Origin of the sequence: Noviherbaspirillum aridicola, from assembly GCF_019656455.1 — a bacterium.
In the GTDB taxonomy this organism is placed as follows: Bacteria; Pseudomonadota; Gammaproteobacteria; order Burkholderiales; family Burkholderiaceae_D; genus Noviherbaspirillum; species Noviherbaspirillum aridicola.
Genome location: NZ_BPMK01000014.1, coordinates 99,068 through 115,028, shown reverse-complemented (window position 1 = coordinate 115,028; position 15,961 = coordinate 99,068). Strand labels below are relative to the sequence as shown.

12 protein-coding genes are annotated in these 15,961 nt (G+C 68.4%); 2 read left to right on the top strand and 10 right to left on the bottom strand.

The window, feature by feature from the left end; genetic code table 11:
• Positions 1–11 precede the first annotated feature (11 nt).
• Entirely contained in the window at positions 12–926 is a 915-nt protein-coding gene (locus tag NCCP691_RS15885; protein WP_220809535.1) for a response regulator, read from the top strand.
• A 66-nt stretch (positions 927–992) separates the two neighbouring features.
• On the opposite strand, the gene cysK is transcribed toward NCCP691_RS15885, so the two are convergent.
• The 9 genes from cysK to NCCP691_RS15840 form a co-directional block, all read right to left on the bottom strand.
• A complete protein-coding gene (cysK, locus tag NCCP691_RS15880) occupies positions 993–1,925 on the bottom strand; it encodes a cysteine synthase A (protein WP_220809534.1) in 933 nt (310 codons plus the stop codon).
• 27 nt (positions 1,926–1,952) lie between these two features.
• Positions 1,953–3,692, bottom strand: a complete 1,740-nt coding sequence (locus NCCP691_RS15875; protein ID WP_220809533.1) for a cation:proton antiporter domain-containing protein — start codon at positions 3,690–3,692, stop codon at positions 1,953–1,955.
• A gap of 100 nt (positions 3,693–3,792) precedes the next feature.
• On the bottom strand, positions 3,793–4,791 hold the full coding sequence (locus tag NCCP691_RS15870; RefSeq protein WP_220809532.1) for an LLM class flavin-dependent oxidoreductase: 999 nt from the start codon (positions 4,789–4,791) through the stop codon (positions 3,793–3,795).
• Positions 4,792–4,839: 48 nt separating this feature from the next.
• A complete protein-coding gene (locus NCCP691_RS15865) occupies positions 4,840–5,613 on the bottom strand; it encodes a TSUP family transporter (protein WP_220809531.1) in 774 nt (257 codons plus the stop codon).
• 32 nt (positions 5,614–5,645) lie between these two features.
• Positions 5,646–6,509, bottom strand: coding sequence for an acyl-CoA thioesterase (locus NCCP691_RS15860; protein WP_220809530.1), 864 nt, complete (start codon positions 6,507–6,509; stop codon positions 5,646–5,648).
• Between the two features lie 15 nt (positions 6,510–6,524).
• Positions 6,525–8,087, bottom strand: a complete 1,563-nt coding sequence (locus tag NCCP691_RS15855) for a class I adenylate-forming enzyme family protein (RefSeq protein WP_220809529.1) — start codon at positions 8,085–8,087, stop codon at positions 6,525–6,527.
• Positions 8,088–8,205: 118 nt separating this feature from the next.
• Complete coding sequence (locus NCCP691_RS15850) at positions 8,206–9,885, bottom strand: diguanylate cyclase (protein WP_220809528.1); 1,680 nt, start codon at positions 9,883–9,885, stop codon at positions 8,206–8,208.
• Entirely contained in the window at positions 9,878–10,297 is a 420-nt protein-coding gene (locus NCCP691_RS15845; protein ID WP_220809527.1) for a response regulator, read from the bottom strand. The genes NCCP691_RS15850 and NCCP691_RS15845 overlap by 8 nt, the downstream gene beginning before the upstream one ends.
• Positions 10,294–12,900 (bottom strand): PAS domain S-box protein, encoded by a 2,607-nt coding sequence (locus NCCP691_RS15840; protein ID WP_220809526.1) that lies wholly within the window; start codon positions 12,898–12,900, stop codon positions 10,294–10,296. Before NCCP691_RS15840 ends, NCCP691_RS15845 begins: the two co-directional genes overlap by 4 nt.
• A 333-nt stretch (positions 12,901–13,233) precedes the next feature.
• Between NCCP691_RS15840 and NCCP691_RS15835 the strand changes: the two genes are divergently transcribed.
• Positions 13,234–15,342 carry a putative bifunctional diguanylate cyclase/phosphodiesterase gene (locus NCCP691_RS15835; protein ID WP_220809525.1) on the top strand — a complete coding sequence of 703 codons (2,109 nt, stop codon included), beginning with the start codon at positions 13,234–13,236 and terminating at the stop codon, positions 15,340–15,342.
• Between the two features lie 13 nt (positions 15,343–15,355).
• Here the strand turns inward: NCCP691_RS15835 and NCCP691_RS15830 are convergent, their stop codons facing one another.
• Complete coding sequence (locus NCCP691_RS15830; protein WP_220809524.1) at positions 15,356–15,922, bottom strand: NnrU family protein; 567 nt, start codon at positions 15,920–15,922, stop codon at positions 15,356–15,358.
• Positions 15,923–15,961 lie beyond the last annotated feature (39 nt).

Sequence of the window (15,961 nt, the reverse complement as noted above, 5' to 3'; positions counted from 1 at the left end):
GCGATCCAGCCATGAACATGTCTGTCTTCAATGAGAATCAGCAAGCTGAAAGCCGTCGTTTCGTTCTTGAACTGCTCGGTTTTACCGAAGCGGAAAAAAACCTCCTCTCCTCGACCTTCCGGCTCAGCAACCGCCGGCCATTCCACTACACCGAAGCCAACGGACACGAGCGTCCGGACGTCTATCTCGCCAATGCCGACAATGCCGAGGCGCTGCGCGTGCTGCGCGAGCGCACGCCCAATGTGCACGCGCCCGCGGTCCTGATCGGCCGCAACACCGTCACGCTGGACTGGCCGCTGGTGCAGAAACCCATACACTGGATGCGGCTCTTCGACACGCTCGATCAGCAGATGCGGGTGGCGCTGCTCGAGCGGGTGCGGCGCAATGCGGCAGCAGGCGGCGGCTGGGATGGCAGCGCGCGCCGGTCCTGTGACCACGGCGCCGCGCCGGTCGCTTCCGCAGCCTCGGCCGCGGCGCCGCAATGGACGATGCCCGCAGCCGGCGCCGCCACGGCCCCCGGGCAGGAAGCGGTGCTCGTGGTCGACGACAGCGCGACCGTGCGCGCCTTCATGCGCGCGCGCCTGGCGCCGTTCCGCTTTCACCTCGACTTCGCCGAGAGCGGCGAGATGGCGATCGACATGGCGCAGGCCAGGACCTACCAGTGCATTTTTCTCGACGTGCTGATGCCCGGCATGGACGGCTACCAGGTCTGCAAGCGCATCAAGTCCAGCAGCGCCACGCGCGACACGGCGGTCATCATGTTGAGCAGCAAGTCATCCGCCTTCGACCGTTTCCGCGGCAGCTGGGCCGGCTGCGACGCCTATCTCGCCAAGCCGGTCGCCGAGCGCGATCTGCTGACGACGATCGCGCGCTTTCTGCCGAGCGCGCGGCGCACCGCGCAGTCGTTGCTGATGCGGCCGGCCTGAGCCGGCGGCAGTGAAGAAAAAACGGCCCGCACTCGCGGGCCGTTCGACTTGAAGCGTGGACTGCGCTCAGTCCGTCAGGTTGGCGAACAGCGGGGTGCTCAGATAGCGCTCGCCGAACGAGGGAATGATGGTGACGATGAGCTTGCCCTTGTTCTCCGGGCGCGCCGCCACCTGGGCCGCCGCCCACAGCGCGGCGCCGGAGGAAATCCCGACCAGCAGGCCTTCCTCGCGCGCGGCGCGGCGGGCGAATTCGAAGGCGTCGTCGTTCTTCACCCGGACCACTTCATCGTAGATCTTCGTGTTGAGGATGTCGGGCACGAAGCCCGCGCCGATGCCCTGGATCGGGTGCGGTCCCTTGGCGCCGCCGGACAGCACCGGCGAGGCATCGGGCTCGACCGCGATGCACTGGAACGAGGGTTTGCGCGCCTTGATCACTTCGCCCACGCCGGTGATGGTGCCGCCGGTGCCGATGCCCGCCACCAGGATGTCCACCTGGCCGTCGGTGTCGCGCCAGATTTCCTCGGCAGTGGTGTTGCGGTGCACTTCCGGATTCGCCGGGTTCTTGAACTGCTGCGGCATGAAATAGCGCGGGTCGGAGGCCGCCATTTCCTCCGCCTTCTTGATCGCGCCGCCCATGCCTTCTGGGCCGGGCGTCAGGATCAGCTCGGCGCCGTAGGCGCGCAGCAGCATGCGGCGCTCCTTGCTCATGGTTTCCGGCATCGTCAGCACGCAGCGGTAGCCGCGCGCCGCGCAGACCATCGCCAGCGCGATGCCGGTGTTGCCGCTGGTGGGTTCGACGATGATGGTGTCGGGACCGATCTTGCCCGCCTTTTCCGCGGCGTCGATCATGGCGACGCCGATGCGGTCCTTGACGCTGTGCGCCGGGTTGTAGAACTCCAGCTTGGCGACCACGTTCGCGCCGCCCTCGGGCACCAGCTTGCGCACCCTCACCAGCGGCGTGTTGCCGATCAGTTGCGTGACATCGTTGACGATCTTCATTGAGGTTCTCCTTTCAGGTCTGTCTTGTTATCCATGCAGCTCCGCGATGCGGCGGTCGCGCTCGACCTGCACCACGTGCGCCGCCTTGCCCTCGCCGACGCCCAGCGACTGCAGCACGAAGGCCGACAGCTGCAGTCCGGTTTCCAGTGTTTCCGGGATCACGTAGGAGGCCCCCGCCTGCTTGAGCGCCAGCGCGTGGCGCTCGTCGCGCGAGCGGGCGAACAGCGGCACCTTCGGATACGCGCGCCGGATCGCCTTGACCGCATGCAGGGCCGAGGCCGGGTGATCCATGGTCAGCACGATGGCGGCCGCCTCTTCCGCGTGCGCCTTGTTGAGCAGCTCGAGCCGGGCGGCGTCGCCGAAATAGACCGGCAGCCCGGATGCATGCAGTTTGCCGACCACGCGCGGATTGGTTTCGAAGGCGACCCAGGGCACGCCCTGGGCGGAAATCATCTGGCCCACCAGCTGCCCGACGCGGCCGAAGCCGGCGATGATGACCCGTCCCGCGACCGGCTCTGCGACGGCTGCATCGAGCTGGCCGGGATGGTCCGGATGGCGCCGCTCCCACCAGTCGCCGAAGGCGCGGCCGGCGCGCGCGACGGCGGGCGTGGCGAACAGCGACAGGCTGACCACCAGCATGATGAACTGTCCCGTATCGGCGGGCATGAGCTTGCTCGCCATCGTGAAGCCGACCACGATGAAGGCGAATTCGCCGCCCTGCCCGAGCAGGCTGCCGCCCTCCACCGCCCGGCCCCAGTTGAAGCCGCCGATGCGCAGGATGACCGCGATCACCAGCGTCTTGATGATGAACAGGCCGATCACCGACAGCGGCAGCCAGAGCGGCGATCTGGCGACCTCGCGCACATCGATCGCCATGCCGACCGACATGAAGAACAGCGCCATCAGCAGGCCCTTGAAAGGCTCGATCGTGACTTCGACCTCGTGCTTGAATTCGGTTTCCGCCAGCAGCAGGCCGGCGAGGAAGGCGCCGAGCGCCATCGACAGCCCGGCCATCTCGGTCAGGGCGGCGATGCCGAGCGTGCTCAGCAGGGTCAGGGCCATGAATACGTCGGGCTGGCGCTGCTGCGTGAAGGAATGGAACAGCGGCCGGATCACGCGCCGGCCGAGCAGGTAGATCAGCGCGATCGCCGCCACCGACTTGGCCAGGGTGAGCACGACCAGCGTGACCATGCCTTCGCTGGTGCCCTTGGCGAGCACGCCGAGCAGGATCAGCAGCGGCACCACCGCCAGGTCCTGCAGCATGAGGATGGAAAAGCCGGCCTGTCCGAGCGGCGTGCCGAGCGTGCGGCGCTCGGTCATCAGCTGCATCACCACCGCGGTGGACGACAGCGACAGCACCGAGCCGAGGATGAAGGCGGACTCGATGCTGTTGCCGAAGCTCCATGCGATGACACCGATGATGGCGGCGCTGACGAACACCTGCACGGTGCCGGCGCCGAACACCAGCCGCCGCAGCGCCCACAGCCGCTCGGCCGACAGCTCCAGGCCGATCATGAACATCAGGAACAGCACGCCGATCTCGCCGAGCATGGCCACGCCTTCGCGCTCGGTGAAGGTGAACATGGCCAGCCACGGATGATCGCCGGCCCACAGGCCGAGACCGAAGGGGCCGACCAGGGTGCCGGCGGCGAGAAAGCCGAGCACCTGGTTGACGCGCAGGCGTTGCAGCAATGGGATCAGGATCCCGGTGAGGGCGAGAAAAACCAGCGTTTCCCGCAAATAAGGCAAGGCCTGATGGGCTTCCACGAACACTATCCTTGAGAGACTCCCGCCGAGGCGGCGGGAACCGCAAGTGTGTCACAGGTTACAGGTTACAGGCTACAGGTTGCAGGCTACAGAGGACGGCTCACGCGCTTCTTGCTTCGGCGAGGATTTCGTAGGAGCGCAGGCGGGCGCCGTGGTCGTAGATCATCGAGTTGACGATCAGCTCGTCGGCCTGGGTCTCGTGGAGGAAGGCCTGCAGCTGCGTGCGCACCGTGGCGGGGTCGCCGATGATCGATGCGCGCAGCGTGGCTTCCACCGAGGCCTGTTCGTGCGGCGTCCACAGACCTTCCATGCTGCGTACCGGCGGCGCCATCTGCCCGGGCACGCCGCGGATCAGGTTGACATGCATCTGCTGGTGCGAGGTCGACAGATAGTGCGCCTCTTCCGTCGTGTCGGCGGCATAGACGTTGAGGCCGACCATCGCATACGGCTTGGCCAGGGTCGGCGACGGCCGGAAGCCCCGCCGATAGAGCGTGAGCGCGGCCTGCATGTAGGCCGGCGAAAACTGGCCGGCAAAGGCGAACGGCAGGCCGAGATGGGCGGCGAGCTGGGCCGAGAAGTCGCTCGAGCCGAGCAGCCAGATCGGAATGTCCAGGCCTTCGCCCGGCACCGCCCGCACGCGCGGCTCGGCCACCCGCGGCTGCAGGAAATTGCGCAGCTCGTCGAGCTGTTGCGGAAATTCGTCGTCGCCCTGCAGCGTGCGGCGCAAGGCCCGCATCGTCGCCTGGCTGGAGCCGGGCGCGCGCCCGAGGCCGAGATCGATGCGGCCCGGATAGAGCGACTCCAGGGTGCCGAACTGTTCGGCGATCACCAGCGGCGCGTGGTTGGACAGCATGATGCCGCCGGAGCCGACGCGGATGGTGGAGGTGGCGCCGGCGACATGGCCGATCACCACCGCCGTGGCGGCGGAGGCGATGCCGGGCATGCCGTGGTGTTCCGCCAGCCAGTAGCGGTGATAGCCCCAGCGCTCGGCATGCTGCGCCAGGTCGCGGGTGCGCGCGAAGGCGTCGGCCGCGCTGCCGCCCTGGCGGATGGGCGACAGGTCGAGGATGGAAAGCGGGATGTCTTTGAGCTGTTTCATGGAAGCACCGTGTTCGCGGTTGGACAGCGCGCCGGGACGCGGATTCCGTCAGAAAGGCAGCAAGCCCTTCTGCCAGAGATAACGGCCGAGCATCACGAAGCATACGGTGACGATCATCGGCCGGATCAGCCTGGTGCCGCCGCGCACCATCGCGTGGGATCCCGCCCAGGAACCCAGCACCTGTCCGCAGATCATGGCGGCGCCGGCGACCCACAACACCTTGCCGCCGGCGATGAAGACCGCGAGCGAGGCGATGTTGCTGGCGAAGTTGAGCACCTTGGCCTGGGCGGTGGCGGTTACCAGGTTGTAGCCGCGCAGCGCCACGCCGGCGAGCGAAAAGAAGGAACCGGTACCTGGCCCGAACATGCCGTCATAGAAGCCGATGCCCGGCACCACCACCCCGCGGTAGGCGCCGGGCTGCATGCGCGGCGCGCTGTCGATGGCGCCGGCGCCCGGCGCCAGCAGGAAGTAGAGCGCGATCGACACCAGCACGAAGGGAATCACCACGTCCAGCGTCTGCGCCTGCACGAACTGCACCGCCCAGGCGCCGAGACCGGCCCCGATCAGCGAGGCGACGAACAGCGCGCGCATGTCCGACCATTTCACCAGGCCGCGCCGCAGCGCCATCACCGAGGCGGTGAGCGAGCCGAAACTGCCCTGCAGCTTGTTGGTGGCCAGCGCATGCAGCGGCGGCACCTGCGCCAGCAGCAGCACCGGGATCGTGATCAGGCCCCCGCCGCCGGCGATCGCATCGACGAAGCCCGCGATCGTGGCAGCGGCAAACAGCATCGCCAGCACTTCGGGCGACAGCAGCACATCCATTGTTTTTCCTGTTATCGAGTCAGAGACGGAGGTCAGGCGCGCTTTTCGCGCAGGCGGATCAGGCCTTCCTGCGCCATCGTCGCCACCAGTTCGCCCTTCCGGTTGTACACGTGCGCGAGGCACAGGCCGCGCCCGCCGGAGGCGTTCGGGCTGTCCATCGCGAACAGCAGCCATTCATCCATGCGGAACGGCCGGTGAAACCAGATTGTATGGTCAAGCGAGGCGATCTGCAGGCGCGGGTCGCCCATGCGGATGCCGTGCGGCTGCAGCGAGGTCCACAGGAAGCCGTAGTCGGAGACATAGGCGAACAGGGTCTCATGCGTGAGCGCGTCGTCCGGCAGCGCCAGCGGCGATTTCGTCCACACCTGCTTGCTCGGCTTGCCGTCATGGCCGTCGTAGATGTCGCCCGCATGGTCGGCGCGGAAGTCGACCGGCACCGGCTGGAACGGACGCCGGCCGCTGCTGGCGCTCTGCTTCCATTTGACGATGCTCGACTCCAGCGTGTCCGGGTCGCGCGTCGGCGGCATCGGCTTCTGGTGCGACAGGCCTTCCTCTTCCTGCTGGAAGGAGGCGGACATCACGAAGATGCGCTTGCCTTCCTGCGTCGCCACCACGCGCCGGGTGCTGAAGCTGCCGCCGTCGCGCACGCGCTCGACTTCATACTCGATCGGCAGCTTGAGATTGCCGGGCAGGATGAACAGCGAGTGCAGCGAATGCACGCGTCGTCCCGGCACGGTGACGCCGGCCGCGTGCAGCGACTGGCCGAGCACCTGGCCGCCGAACACGTTCGGGCTGCCCATGAAGTGGCTCTGGCCGCGGTAGCGGTCGGTATCGAGCTGCTCGAGTTGCAGCAGCCTGAGGATTTCTTCGGTGTTGTGGAGCGTCGGGTCGATCATGGACGTTGCGGATGGTTAGAGGTTTTTTCCTGCGGTGGGAAACTGTTCGCGCAGTTCGCGCTTGAGCACCTTGCCGATGGCGCTGCGCGGCAGCACCTCGGTGAATTCGATGGCGGCCAGGCGCTGGGTCTTGCCCAGGCGCTCGTTGGTCCATTCCAGCAGCGACTGCGCGTCGAGCCCGGGGTTCCTCGGCACCACATAGGCGACCGGCGTCTCGCCCCAGCGCTGCGAGGCCACGCCGACCACCGCCGCCTCGGCCACGTCCGGATGCTGCTGCAGCACCGCCTCGAGGTCGCTCGGATAAATGTTGAAGCCGCCCGAGATGATCATGTCCTTCTTGCGGTCGAACAGGGTCAGGAAGCCGTCCTCGTCGAAGCGGCCGACGTCGCCGGTGCGGATGAAGCGCTTGCCGCTCGGGTCGTACCATTCCGCCTCGGCGGTTTTCTGCGGCTGCTTGTGGTAGCCGGCCATCATCGCCGGCGAATGCCCGACCACTTCGCCCATTTCGCCCGGGGCCACCTCGCGGCCATTGTCGTCGATCAGGCGGATGTCGTGGCCCGGCGCCGGCTGGCCGACGGTGTGCAGCTTGTCGGGATGCTCGTGCGCGATCAGCATGCAGGTGCCGCCGCCCTCGGTCATGCCGTAGTACTCGATCAGGCCGCCCGGCCAGCGGCGCAGGATGTCGGCCTTGAGCGCGGCCGGGAACGGCGCGCTGGTGCAGAACTTCATCTTGAACGAGGACAGGTCGTAATCGCCGAAGTCCTCGCGCGCCATGATGCGCTGGTACTGCACCGGCACCAGCATGGTGTGGGTGACGCGGTGCTCTTGCGCCAGCGCCAGGTATTTGCCGGCGTCGAACTTCGCCATCATCACCACGGTGCCGCCGAGGCCGATGGTGGGGAAGAAGCAGACCAGCGTGGTGTTGGAATACAGCGGGGTGGAGATCAGCGATACCGACTGCGAGTCGTAGCCATTGATGCGGCCGCGGTTCACGTGGGTCCAGCGCATCGAATGCGGCTGCACGATGCCCTTGGGCGCGCCGGTGGTGCCGGAGGAATAGATGATGTTGAACGGCCAGTGCGGCTGTATCTCCACCGGCTCGGGCGTGCTGCCTTGCGGCGCCAGCCAGGCCTCGAAGCCGGTGCCGAAGCCGCCGTCGTCGAGCGCGATCAGCGGCTGCGCCAGGCCGGCGCGCACCGGCGCCATCGCCTCGTGCACCGCGCTGTCGAGAAACAGCAGGCGCGCCTCCGCGTCGGCCGCCATCCCGGCCAGGCTTTCGGGCGAGGAGGAAGGCGCCAGCGGCGCCACCGCCACGCCGGCGCGCAGGCTGCCGAGGAACAGCGCCGCGTAGGCGATCGAGGTGCCGGCGCAGATGGCGATGGCCTCGCGCGGCCGCACGCCGTCGCGCTGCAGGGCGGCGGCGATGCGGTCCATCAGCGCGTCCAGCTCGGCATAGCTCAGCTGCCTGCCGTCCTGCACCAGCGCCGCGCGGGCCGGCGTGGCCTGGGCATGCAGGCGGATCAGCCGCGGCAGGGTTTCGAAAGGCTGCTCAAAAACGTCATCGAACTGGACAGGCATGCTGGCATCACCGTGAAAAAAGCACGTTCGTGCGGAATTACGCAATACTAGAGCAGATTTGCGTTTCGCGTGTGCCCGTGCGCGGCGAGTGCAGGGGTCGCTCCGTCCTCGCGGAAGTTCAGCCGAGGATCACCCGGTCCCGGCCCTGGCGCTTGGCCTCGTACAGGGCCGCGTCCGCGCGCCGCAGCAGCGCCTCCGGGTCCGCGTTGCCCGCGTCGGTCTGGCTCACGCCGGCGGAAAAGCTGGCGCCGAAATCCTCGTGCTCCGCGTGGTGGCGCAGCTTGCCGAAGGATTCCCGGATGCCGTCGATCACTTTCTGCGCGGCGGCCGTGCCGGTGCCCGGCATGATCACGCCGAATTCCTCGCCGCCGTAGCGCCCGATGATGTCGCCCCGCCGCAGCCGCTGCTGCAGCAGCCGCGCCAGCGCCCGGATCACCTGGTCGCCGACCGGGTGGCCGTAGGCATCGTTGATCTGCTTGAAGCGGTCGATGTCGAGCATGACCAGCGCCGCCGGCGTGCCGCTGCGGGCGGCGCGCGCGCATTCCCGCGCCAGCTGTTCCTTCAGCGCCGAGTGGTTGAGCAGGCCGGTCAGGCTGTCGCGCATGATCAGGCTGCGCAGCGCGCGGTAGCGGCGCGCGCGCGAGCTCAGCGCCGACACCAGGTGGGCCGGCTTGATCGGCTTGCACAGGAAATCGTCGGCGCCGGATTCGATCGCCTCCAGCTGCCTGCCGTAGTCGCTCTCGCTCGACAGGAACACGATGGGCACGTCGAGATGGCGGTCGTCCTGGCGGATCAGCCGCGCCAGCTCGGTGCCGTCGCAGTCCGGCATGTAGACATCCATCAGGATCAGCTCCGGGCGGTAGTCGCCGAGCATGTCGAGCACGTCGGCGGCCCGGTAAAGCACCCGCACCTCCATGCCGGCGGCGCGCAGCACCGCGGCGTGGAAATCGGCGATGTCGGCGTCGTCGTCCACCACCAGCACCCGGTAGGCGGGGCTGGCGTCGCGCTGGATCATCGCGTCGAGCCGGTCCACCAGCGCCACCATGTCGAGCGGCTTGGCGAAATAGCTGTCGGCGCCGGCGCGCACCGTCGCCAGCCGCGCGCTGAAGTTGCTGCGGGTGGAGATGAAGACCGAGGCGCAGCGGGCGCCGTCTTCGCGGCGGATGCGCACGAGTTCGTCCGCGCCGCGCATGATGCCTTCGGGGAAGGCAAGGTCGATGATCACCGCCGCCGGCGGCTGCGCGCGTATGCAGCCCTGCAGCCGGGAGAGGTCGTCGACGGCGCGCACGTCATAGCCGAAGTGCAGCAGCTGGGTCGCCACCTCGTTGTCCGCATGGTCCTGCACCAGGTAGACCAGCCGGCTCGCCGGCGGCGACGGATCGGCGGGCGAGGTGTCCGCCTGCGGCGGTGCCTGTTGTGGTGCCGGTGACGACACCTGTGGCGGCGCCGGTGACGGCATCTGCTGCGGCGCCAGCTGCCGCATGGCGAAGTCGAGCATCTGCCGCGTGCCGTCCGCGATCGGCTGGAAGCCGGCGGTCTCGCCGGCCAGGTAGGCATTGAGCATAAGCTCCAGCCCGGTCGCTTTCATGCCGAGTTCGGCGAAGCCGAAGCTGCCGGCCGACCCGGACAGGGTGTGCAGCAGGGCGCGCAGCGGCTCGCAGGCGCTGCGCTCCGCTGCCGTCTCGCACGCCTCGAGCGCCAGGCGGATCTCGTCGAGCCGTTGCGGCAGCTTCGCGGCCCAGCCCTCGCGGATCTCGCGCAGCGTGCGCTCGATGTCGTCCATGTCCTGCTCAGGCATCGGATGTCTCCCGTCCGCCCGGATCCTCCTGCGCCCACAGCGCGCGCACCTGCTGCGCCAGCTGCATCGGATCGAAGGGCTTGGCGATGACGCCGAGCGCGCCGAGCGAGCGGTAATGCGCGATTTCGCCGGCCTGCACCTTGGCCGTCATGAAGGCGGCGGGGGTGGCGGCGGTGGCCGGCAGCCGGCGCAACTCGGCGAGCGTGCTCGGGCCGTCCATGCCCGGCATCATCACGTCCAGCAGCAGCAGGTCGGGGCGGTAGCCGTCGCCGATCGCCGCCAGCGCCTCCTGTCCGGAGCCGCACAGGCGCACATTGAAGCCGCCCACCGCTTCCAGCGCCAGCTGCGCCACCATGCGGATGTCGGCATCGTCCTCCACGTAGAGGATGTTGTTGAGCGTCCCGCGACTCATGTCTTGTCTTTCTCCCTCGCCGGCTGTCCCAGCAGCGCATGCAGGACATCCAGCAGTTGTTCATTCGAAGTGCGCGCCTTGACCAGCGCGGCATGCACGCTTTCGGCGGTGGCGCCGCTGGCCTCGTCCACCGAAAACACCACCACCGGCGTGGCCGCGTTGGGCGCCGGCAGCTCGCCCAGCAGTTCCGAGCCATGCCCGTCCGGCAGCTGCAGGTCGAGCAGGATCAGGTTGTAGGTCTCGGCCGCCAGCATGCGCCGCGCCTCGGCCAGCGAGGCGGCATGATGCACGGCGAATGCCGGCGCCACCATCTCGCCGACCACTTTCACCAGGTCGGCGTCGTCTTCCACGTACAGCAGTCGCGGCGAGTCGACCGCGCCGGCGCCCAGCGCCTGCTGCAGCGAGGCCACCAGCCGCGCTTCGTCGATCGGCTTGGGAATCCAGTCAACGATGCCGACCGCGCCGCCGGTCAGCTTGCGCCGGCCCTCGGCGGCGCGCGCCGAGACCACCACCACCGGCAGGCCGCGGGTGCGCTCCTGGCCGCGTATCCAGCGCAGGAGCGACATGCCGTCCTCGCGCGGCAGCGACAGGTCCAGCGTCATCGCTTCGTAGCTGCGCTCCACCAGCAGCCGGCGCGCCTCGTCGGCGTCGTGCGCGATGTCGCTGCTCAGGCCCGCCTGCTCCAGCATCATCGCCAGCAGGCGGGCGATGTCGTGGTCGTCCTCGACGATCAGCACGCGGCCGGCGCGGCTTGCGCGCAGCGTGGGCACCTCGGCCAGCGGCAGTTCGAAGAAGAAGTCGCTGCCGCCGTCGGGCAGGTTGCGGAAATCGATGCTGCCGTGATGGCGCTCGACGATCGCGCGCGAAATCGACAGGCCGAGGCCGGTGCCGCCCTTGGCGCGGGTGTCGGAGGCGTCGGCCTGCGCGAATTTCTGGAAGATGCGCTCGCGGAACTCCGGCCCCACGCCCTGGCCGCGGTCGCGCACCGACAGCCGGATCCGCGCATCGCACCGGCTGAGCGTCACGTCCACCGTGCTGTCCGGCGGCGAGAACTTGGCCGCGTTCGACAGCAGGTTGACGATCACCTGCACGATGCGGTCGGCATCCGCCGCCACATGGGCGTCCGCGGCTTGCGCGTGCAGCGCGAATCGCACCTGGTACTGGGCTGCGAAGCCCTGGATCGACGCCAGCGCCTGCTCGACCAGCGGCAGCAGGCGCTGCGGCACCAGTTCGAAGCGCATGTTGCCCGACTCGATCTTTTCGATGTCGAGGATGTCGTTGATCAGCCGCACCAGCCGCTCGCAGTTGTTGTTGGCGATGGCCAGCAGATTGCGCGCCCGTTCCGGCAGCTCGCCGGCGACGCCGCCGGTGAGCAGGCCGAGCGAGCCGCGGATCGAGGTCAGCGGCGTGCGCAGCTCGTGCGAGACGGTGGAGATGAATTCATTCTTCATTTCCTCCGTCCGCTTGCGTTCGGTGATGTCGGTGCCGACGCCGCAGGTGGCATAAATCTCGCCATGCTCGTTGTACAGCGGCGAGCGCACCACCAGGTAGGTGCGACGGGTGCCGGGCAGCGTCACTTCATCCTCCTGCGGCCCGAGCGCCCTGCCGTGCACCAGCGCCAGGTCGCGCTCGCGGTTGTGGCGGGCCAGCTCCGGCGCCAGCACCTGCTCCACCGGGCGCCCGACCACGCTCTCGCCCTCGATGCCGAACAGCTGCTCGTATTCCCGGTTGACGTACAGGAAGCGTCCGTCCAGGTCGCGCACATAGACGAAGGAGGCCGTGCTGCTCATCATCGCCTGCAGCAGCGCATTCGTCTCGCGCAGGCGGCGCTCGTTTTCGCGGCGCTGGGTGATGTCGCGGATGATGCCCGCGAAGCCGCGCTTGCCGTCGAGCCACATTTCGTTGACGGTCAGCTCCATCGAGAACAGCGAGCTGTCCTTGCGGCGTCCGGTGACTTCGCGGTCGACGCCGATGACCCGGGTGGTGCCGGTATCGCGGAAATTCTTCAGATACCCGTCGTGCGCCTCGTGGTAGACCACCGGCATCAGCACCTTGACGTTCTGGCCCCTGACTTCCTCCGGCTGATAGCCGAAGATGCGCACCGCCGCGCGGTTGATGCTCACGATCTTGCCGTACTGGTCAAGCGTGATGATGCCGTCGGCGATGTTGTCGATCACCGCGTGCAGGCGCGACTCGCCCTCGCGCGCGGCGACCAGGGATTGCTGCAGCGCGGCGCGCGCCAGTTCCGATTCCGCCCAGCAGACCAGGTCGCGCGCCGATTCATGGTCTTCCCCGGTGAGCGGGCGGCTGCCCACCACCGCGAGCGCGCCGACCCGGGCGCCATCGACCGCGCGCAGCGGCCATCCCGCGAAGTCGCCCGGCGCGCCGGAAAGCAGCGGCACGCCCTCGGCGACGACGCGCGCGCATTCCGCCTGCAGCCATTCCCGCCCGCCGCTGTCGCCCTGCAAGGCCAGCAGGCGGCGTTCGCCGTTCCGCTCCAGCCATACCGCGGCGGCCGCCGCGCCGAACAGGCGGCGGGCGGTGCGGGCGATGCGCTCGAGGCGGCTGTCTGACGCGTCGCGCATGTCGTTGGAAGGCTGCATTTCGTGTTCCGGTGGCGGCGCGACGGTGCGCGCCGGGGGCTGCTCAGTGTGCTCGGTTAATCGGCGTCGCCGACGGATTGTTCGCGCCCGCGCCCCGAAGCAGTGCGGCGACCGGGGCGGATTCATGACCCCGGACAAGGACTGAGTGCACGGCGCAGGCGAAGTTGCGGCGGAATGGGCGGGCGGACGAGGCGATTCTACCGGCTTACACTTCTCTGCAGAAGTACGAGCGGCTGCACAAGCATGGTGCATTTCTCCTGGCACTGAAATTGCTGTTGAGAAATTCCCAAGAACCGCCGCGATGCTGTTGCCGCGGCACCTGAAGGATCCGCCATGGGTAAGCCAGTCTGCGCATTGCCAGCGTCCCGTTCCTGTCCGTCGTCCGAGGCCGGGTTGCCCGGGGCCTTGCTCGACAGATTCGAAGGCATGGCCTACCGCATGCGGATCGACGAGAACTGGACCATGGAGTTTCTGAGCGGCGGCTGCCTGGCGCTGACCGGGCATGACGCCGAAGCCTTCCTGCGCGAGCGGGTGAATTATGAACGGCTCACCCACGCGGACGACCGCGTGCGGGTACGCGACGAGATCTTCGCCGCCCTCGAGGCGGGCCGCCGCTTCCGCGTGGAGTACCGGATCGTGCGCGAAGACGGCGCGGTGCGCTGGGTGGAGGAGCACGGCGTCGGCGTGCGCGACCGGCAGGGCGGCTACGTGGCGCTGGAAGGCTTCGTGCAGGATGTCACGCAGCGCAAGGAGGCGGAGCAGGCCCTGCACGAGGCCGAGCGCCGCTACCGCAGCATCTTCGAGAACGCGGTCGAAGGCATCTTCCAGTCGACGCCCGACAAGGGCTATCTCGCCGTCAATCCGGCCCTGGCCCGCATGTACGGCTACGCGTCGCCCGAGGAAATGGTCGCCACCCTGCGCGACATCGACCAGCAGCTCTATGTCGAGACCGGCCGCCGCGCCGAATTCCTGCGCCAGATGAGCGAGTATGGAAAAGTCGTCAATTTCGAATCCCAGGTGCGCCGGCACGACGGCAGCGTCATCTGGATATCCGAGAACGCACGCGTGGTGCGCGACGCCGCCGGCACGGTCCAGTGCTACGAAGGCACCGTCGTCGACATCAGCGAGCGCAAGGTATACGAGGCGCGCATCCGCCACCAGGCCACCCACGATGCGCTGACCGGCCTGCCCAACCGCAACCTGCTTTACGACCGCCTGCAGCAGGCGATCGAGAACGCGCGCCGCAACGGCGAGATCGCCGCCGTCGCCTTCATCGACCTCGACCAGTTCAAGTTCATCAACGACAGTCTCGGCCACCAGGTGGGCGACGAGCTGCTCAAGGTCGTCGCGGAACGACTGAAGTCATGCGTGCGCGCCGCCGACACCGTCGCCCGCCAGGGCGGCGACGAATTCGTGCTCGTGCTGCCGCACCAGGCGGGCTGCGAAGCGGTGGCCGACACGGTGCGCCGCATCATCGCCGTCGTCGCCGAGCCCTGGGCGGTCAACGGCATACAGCTGCAGGTCACCTGCAGCGTCGGCATCAGCATGTATCCGGACGACGGACAGGACGCCGACGCGCTGCTGCGCAACGCCGACTCGGCGATGTACAAGGCCAAGGAGCTCGGCCGCAACAGCTTCGAGTACTTCTCGGCCGAGATGAACGCGCATGCCACCGAGCGCCTGGAGACCCTCAACAGCCTGCGCCATGCGCTGGCCAACGATGAATTCGTGCTGCACTACCAGCCGAAGGTGCGCATGGCCAGCGGCGGCGTGGTCGGCGCCGAGGCCCTGCTGCGCTGGCGCCACCCGCAGCGCGGCATGGTGCCCCCGGCCCACTTCATCGGCCTGGCCGAGGAGAGCGGCATGATCATCGAGATCGGCGAATGGGTGCTGCGGACCGCCTGCGCCCAGAACGTCGCCTGGCAGCGCGCCGGCCTGGCTCCGATCCCGATCTCGGTCAACCTGTCGCCGCGCCAGCTCGCGCGCGGGGACGTGGTCGAGGTGGTGCGCAAGGCGCTCGCCGCGAGCGGCCTGCCGCCGCACTGCCTCGAGCTGGAAATCACCGAAACCGTGGTCATGCGCGACGTCGACAAGTCGCTGGAAACGCTGCGGCAGCTCAAGGAGCTCGGCGTGTGCATCGCCATCGACGATTTCGGCACCGGCTACTCCAGCCTCAACTATCTCAAGCGCTTCCCGGTCGACACCCTGAAGATCGACCGTTCCTTCGTCAACGACATCGCGGTCGACCAGGACGACGCGGCGATCGCCAAGGCCATCATCTCGCTCGGCCATATCCTGAACCTGAAAGTGGTGGCCGAGGGCGTGGAGAACGAAGACCAGCGGCGCTTCCTGCACGAGAACGGATGCGACGACGTGCAGGGCTTCCACTTCGGCCGCCCGATGCCGGCCGATGCCTTCGCCGCGACCTGCCTGCGACGCTGAGCAGAGCCGGGTGCTACCCGCCCCAGGGTACGGCGACGACGCCGAACAGCTGGCGGTGATACGTCATCACCAGCGCCGCCAGCCCGATGCCCCCGACCACCGCGCCGATATCCTGGCCCACGCTGGGCTGGAAGGATTTCACCGCGCCGCGCGCCGTGGCCGACGCCAGGTCGATCGCCGCCCAGGCCAGGAAGGCGCCGAACAGCACCGTCGCCCGCAGCTCGCCGTTGGCCAGCAGGTGCACGAGCGACCAGATCAGCACGCCGATCAGCATCGGATGGCGCAGCTTGCGCCGGATGTGGGTACGCATGTTGGCCGATGCCAGCAGTACGAAGGACACCGCGACCGCCAGCGGCGCGGCATGGATCGCGCCGATGAACGGCGCGAACAGCCGGGGTTCGGCCGGCGCCCGGGCGTAGCCGATGACGATCAGCACCAGGCCCAGCGCCGAGGCCAGGGAGAACAGTCCCTTGTAGCGTTTTTCCCCGAGCGCGCCGTAGAGCCGCGTGCGCAGCCCGGTCAGCGTGGGGACGAGATGGATGCCGAGGAACAGCAGCAGGCCGAGGATCAGGATTGCCATGGTGCGAGCCTTTCCGGGGCGCGGCATGCCGCCGCAATG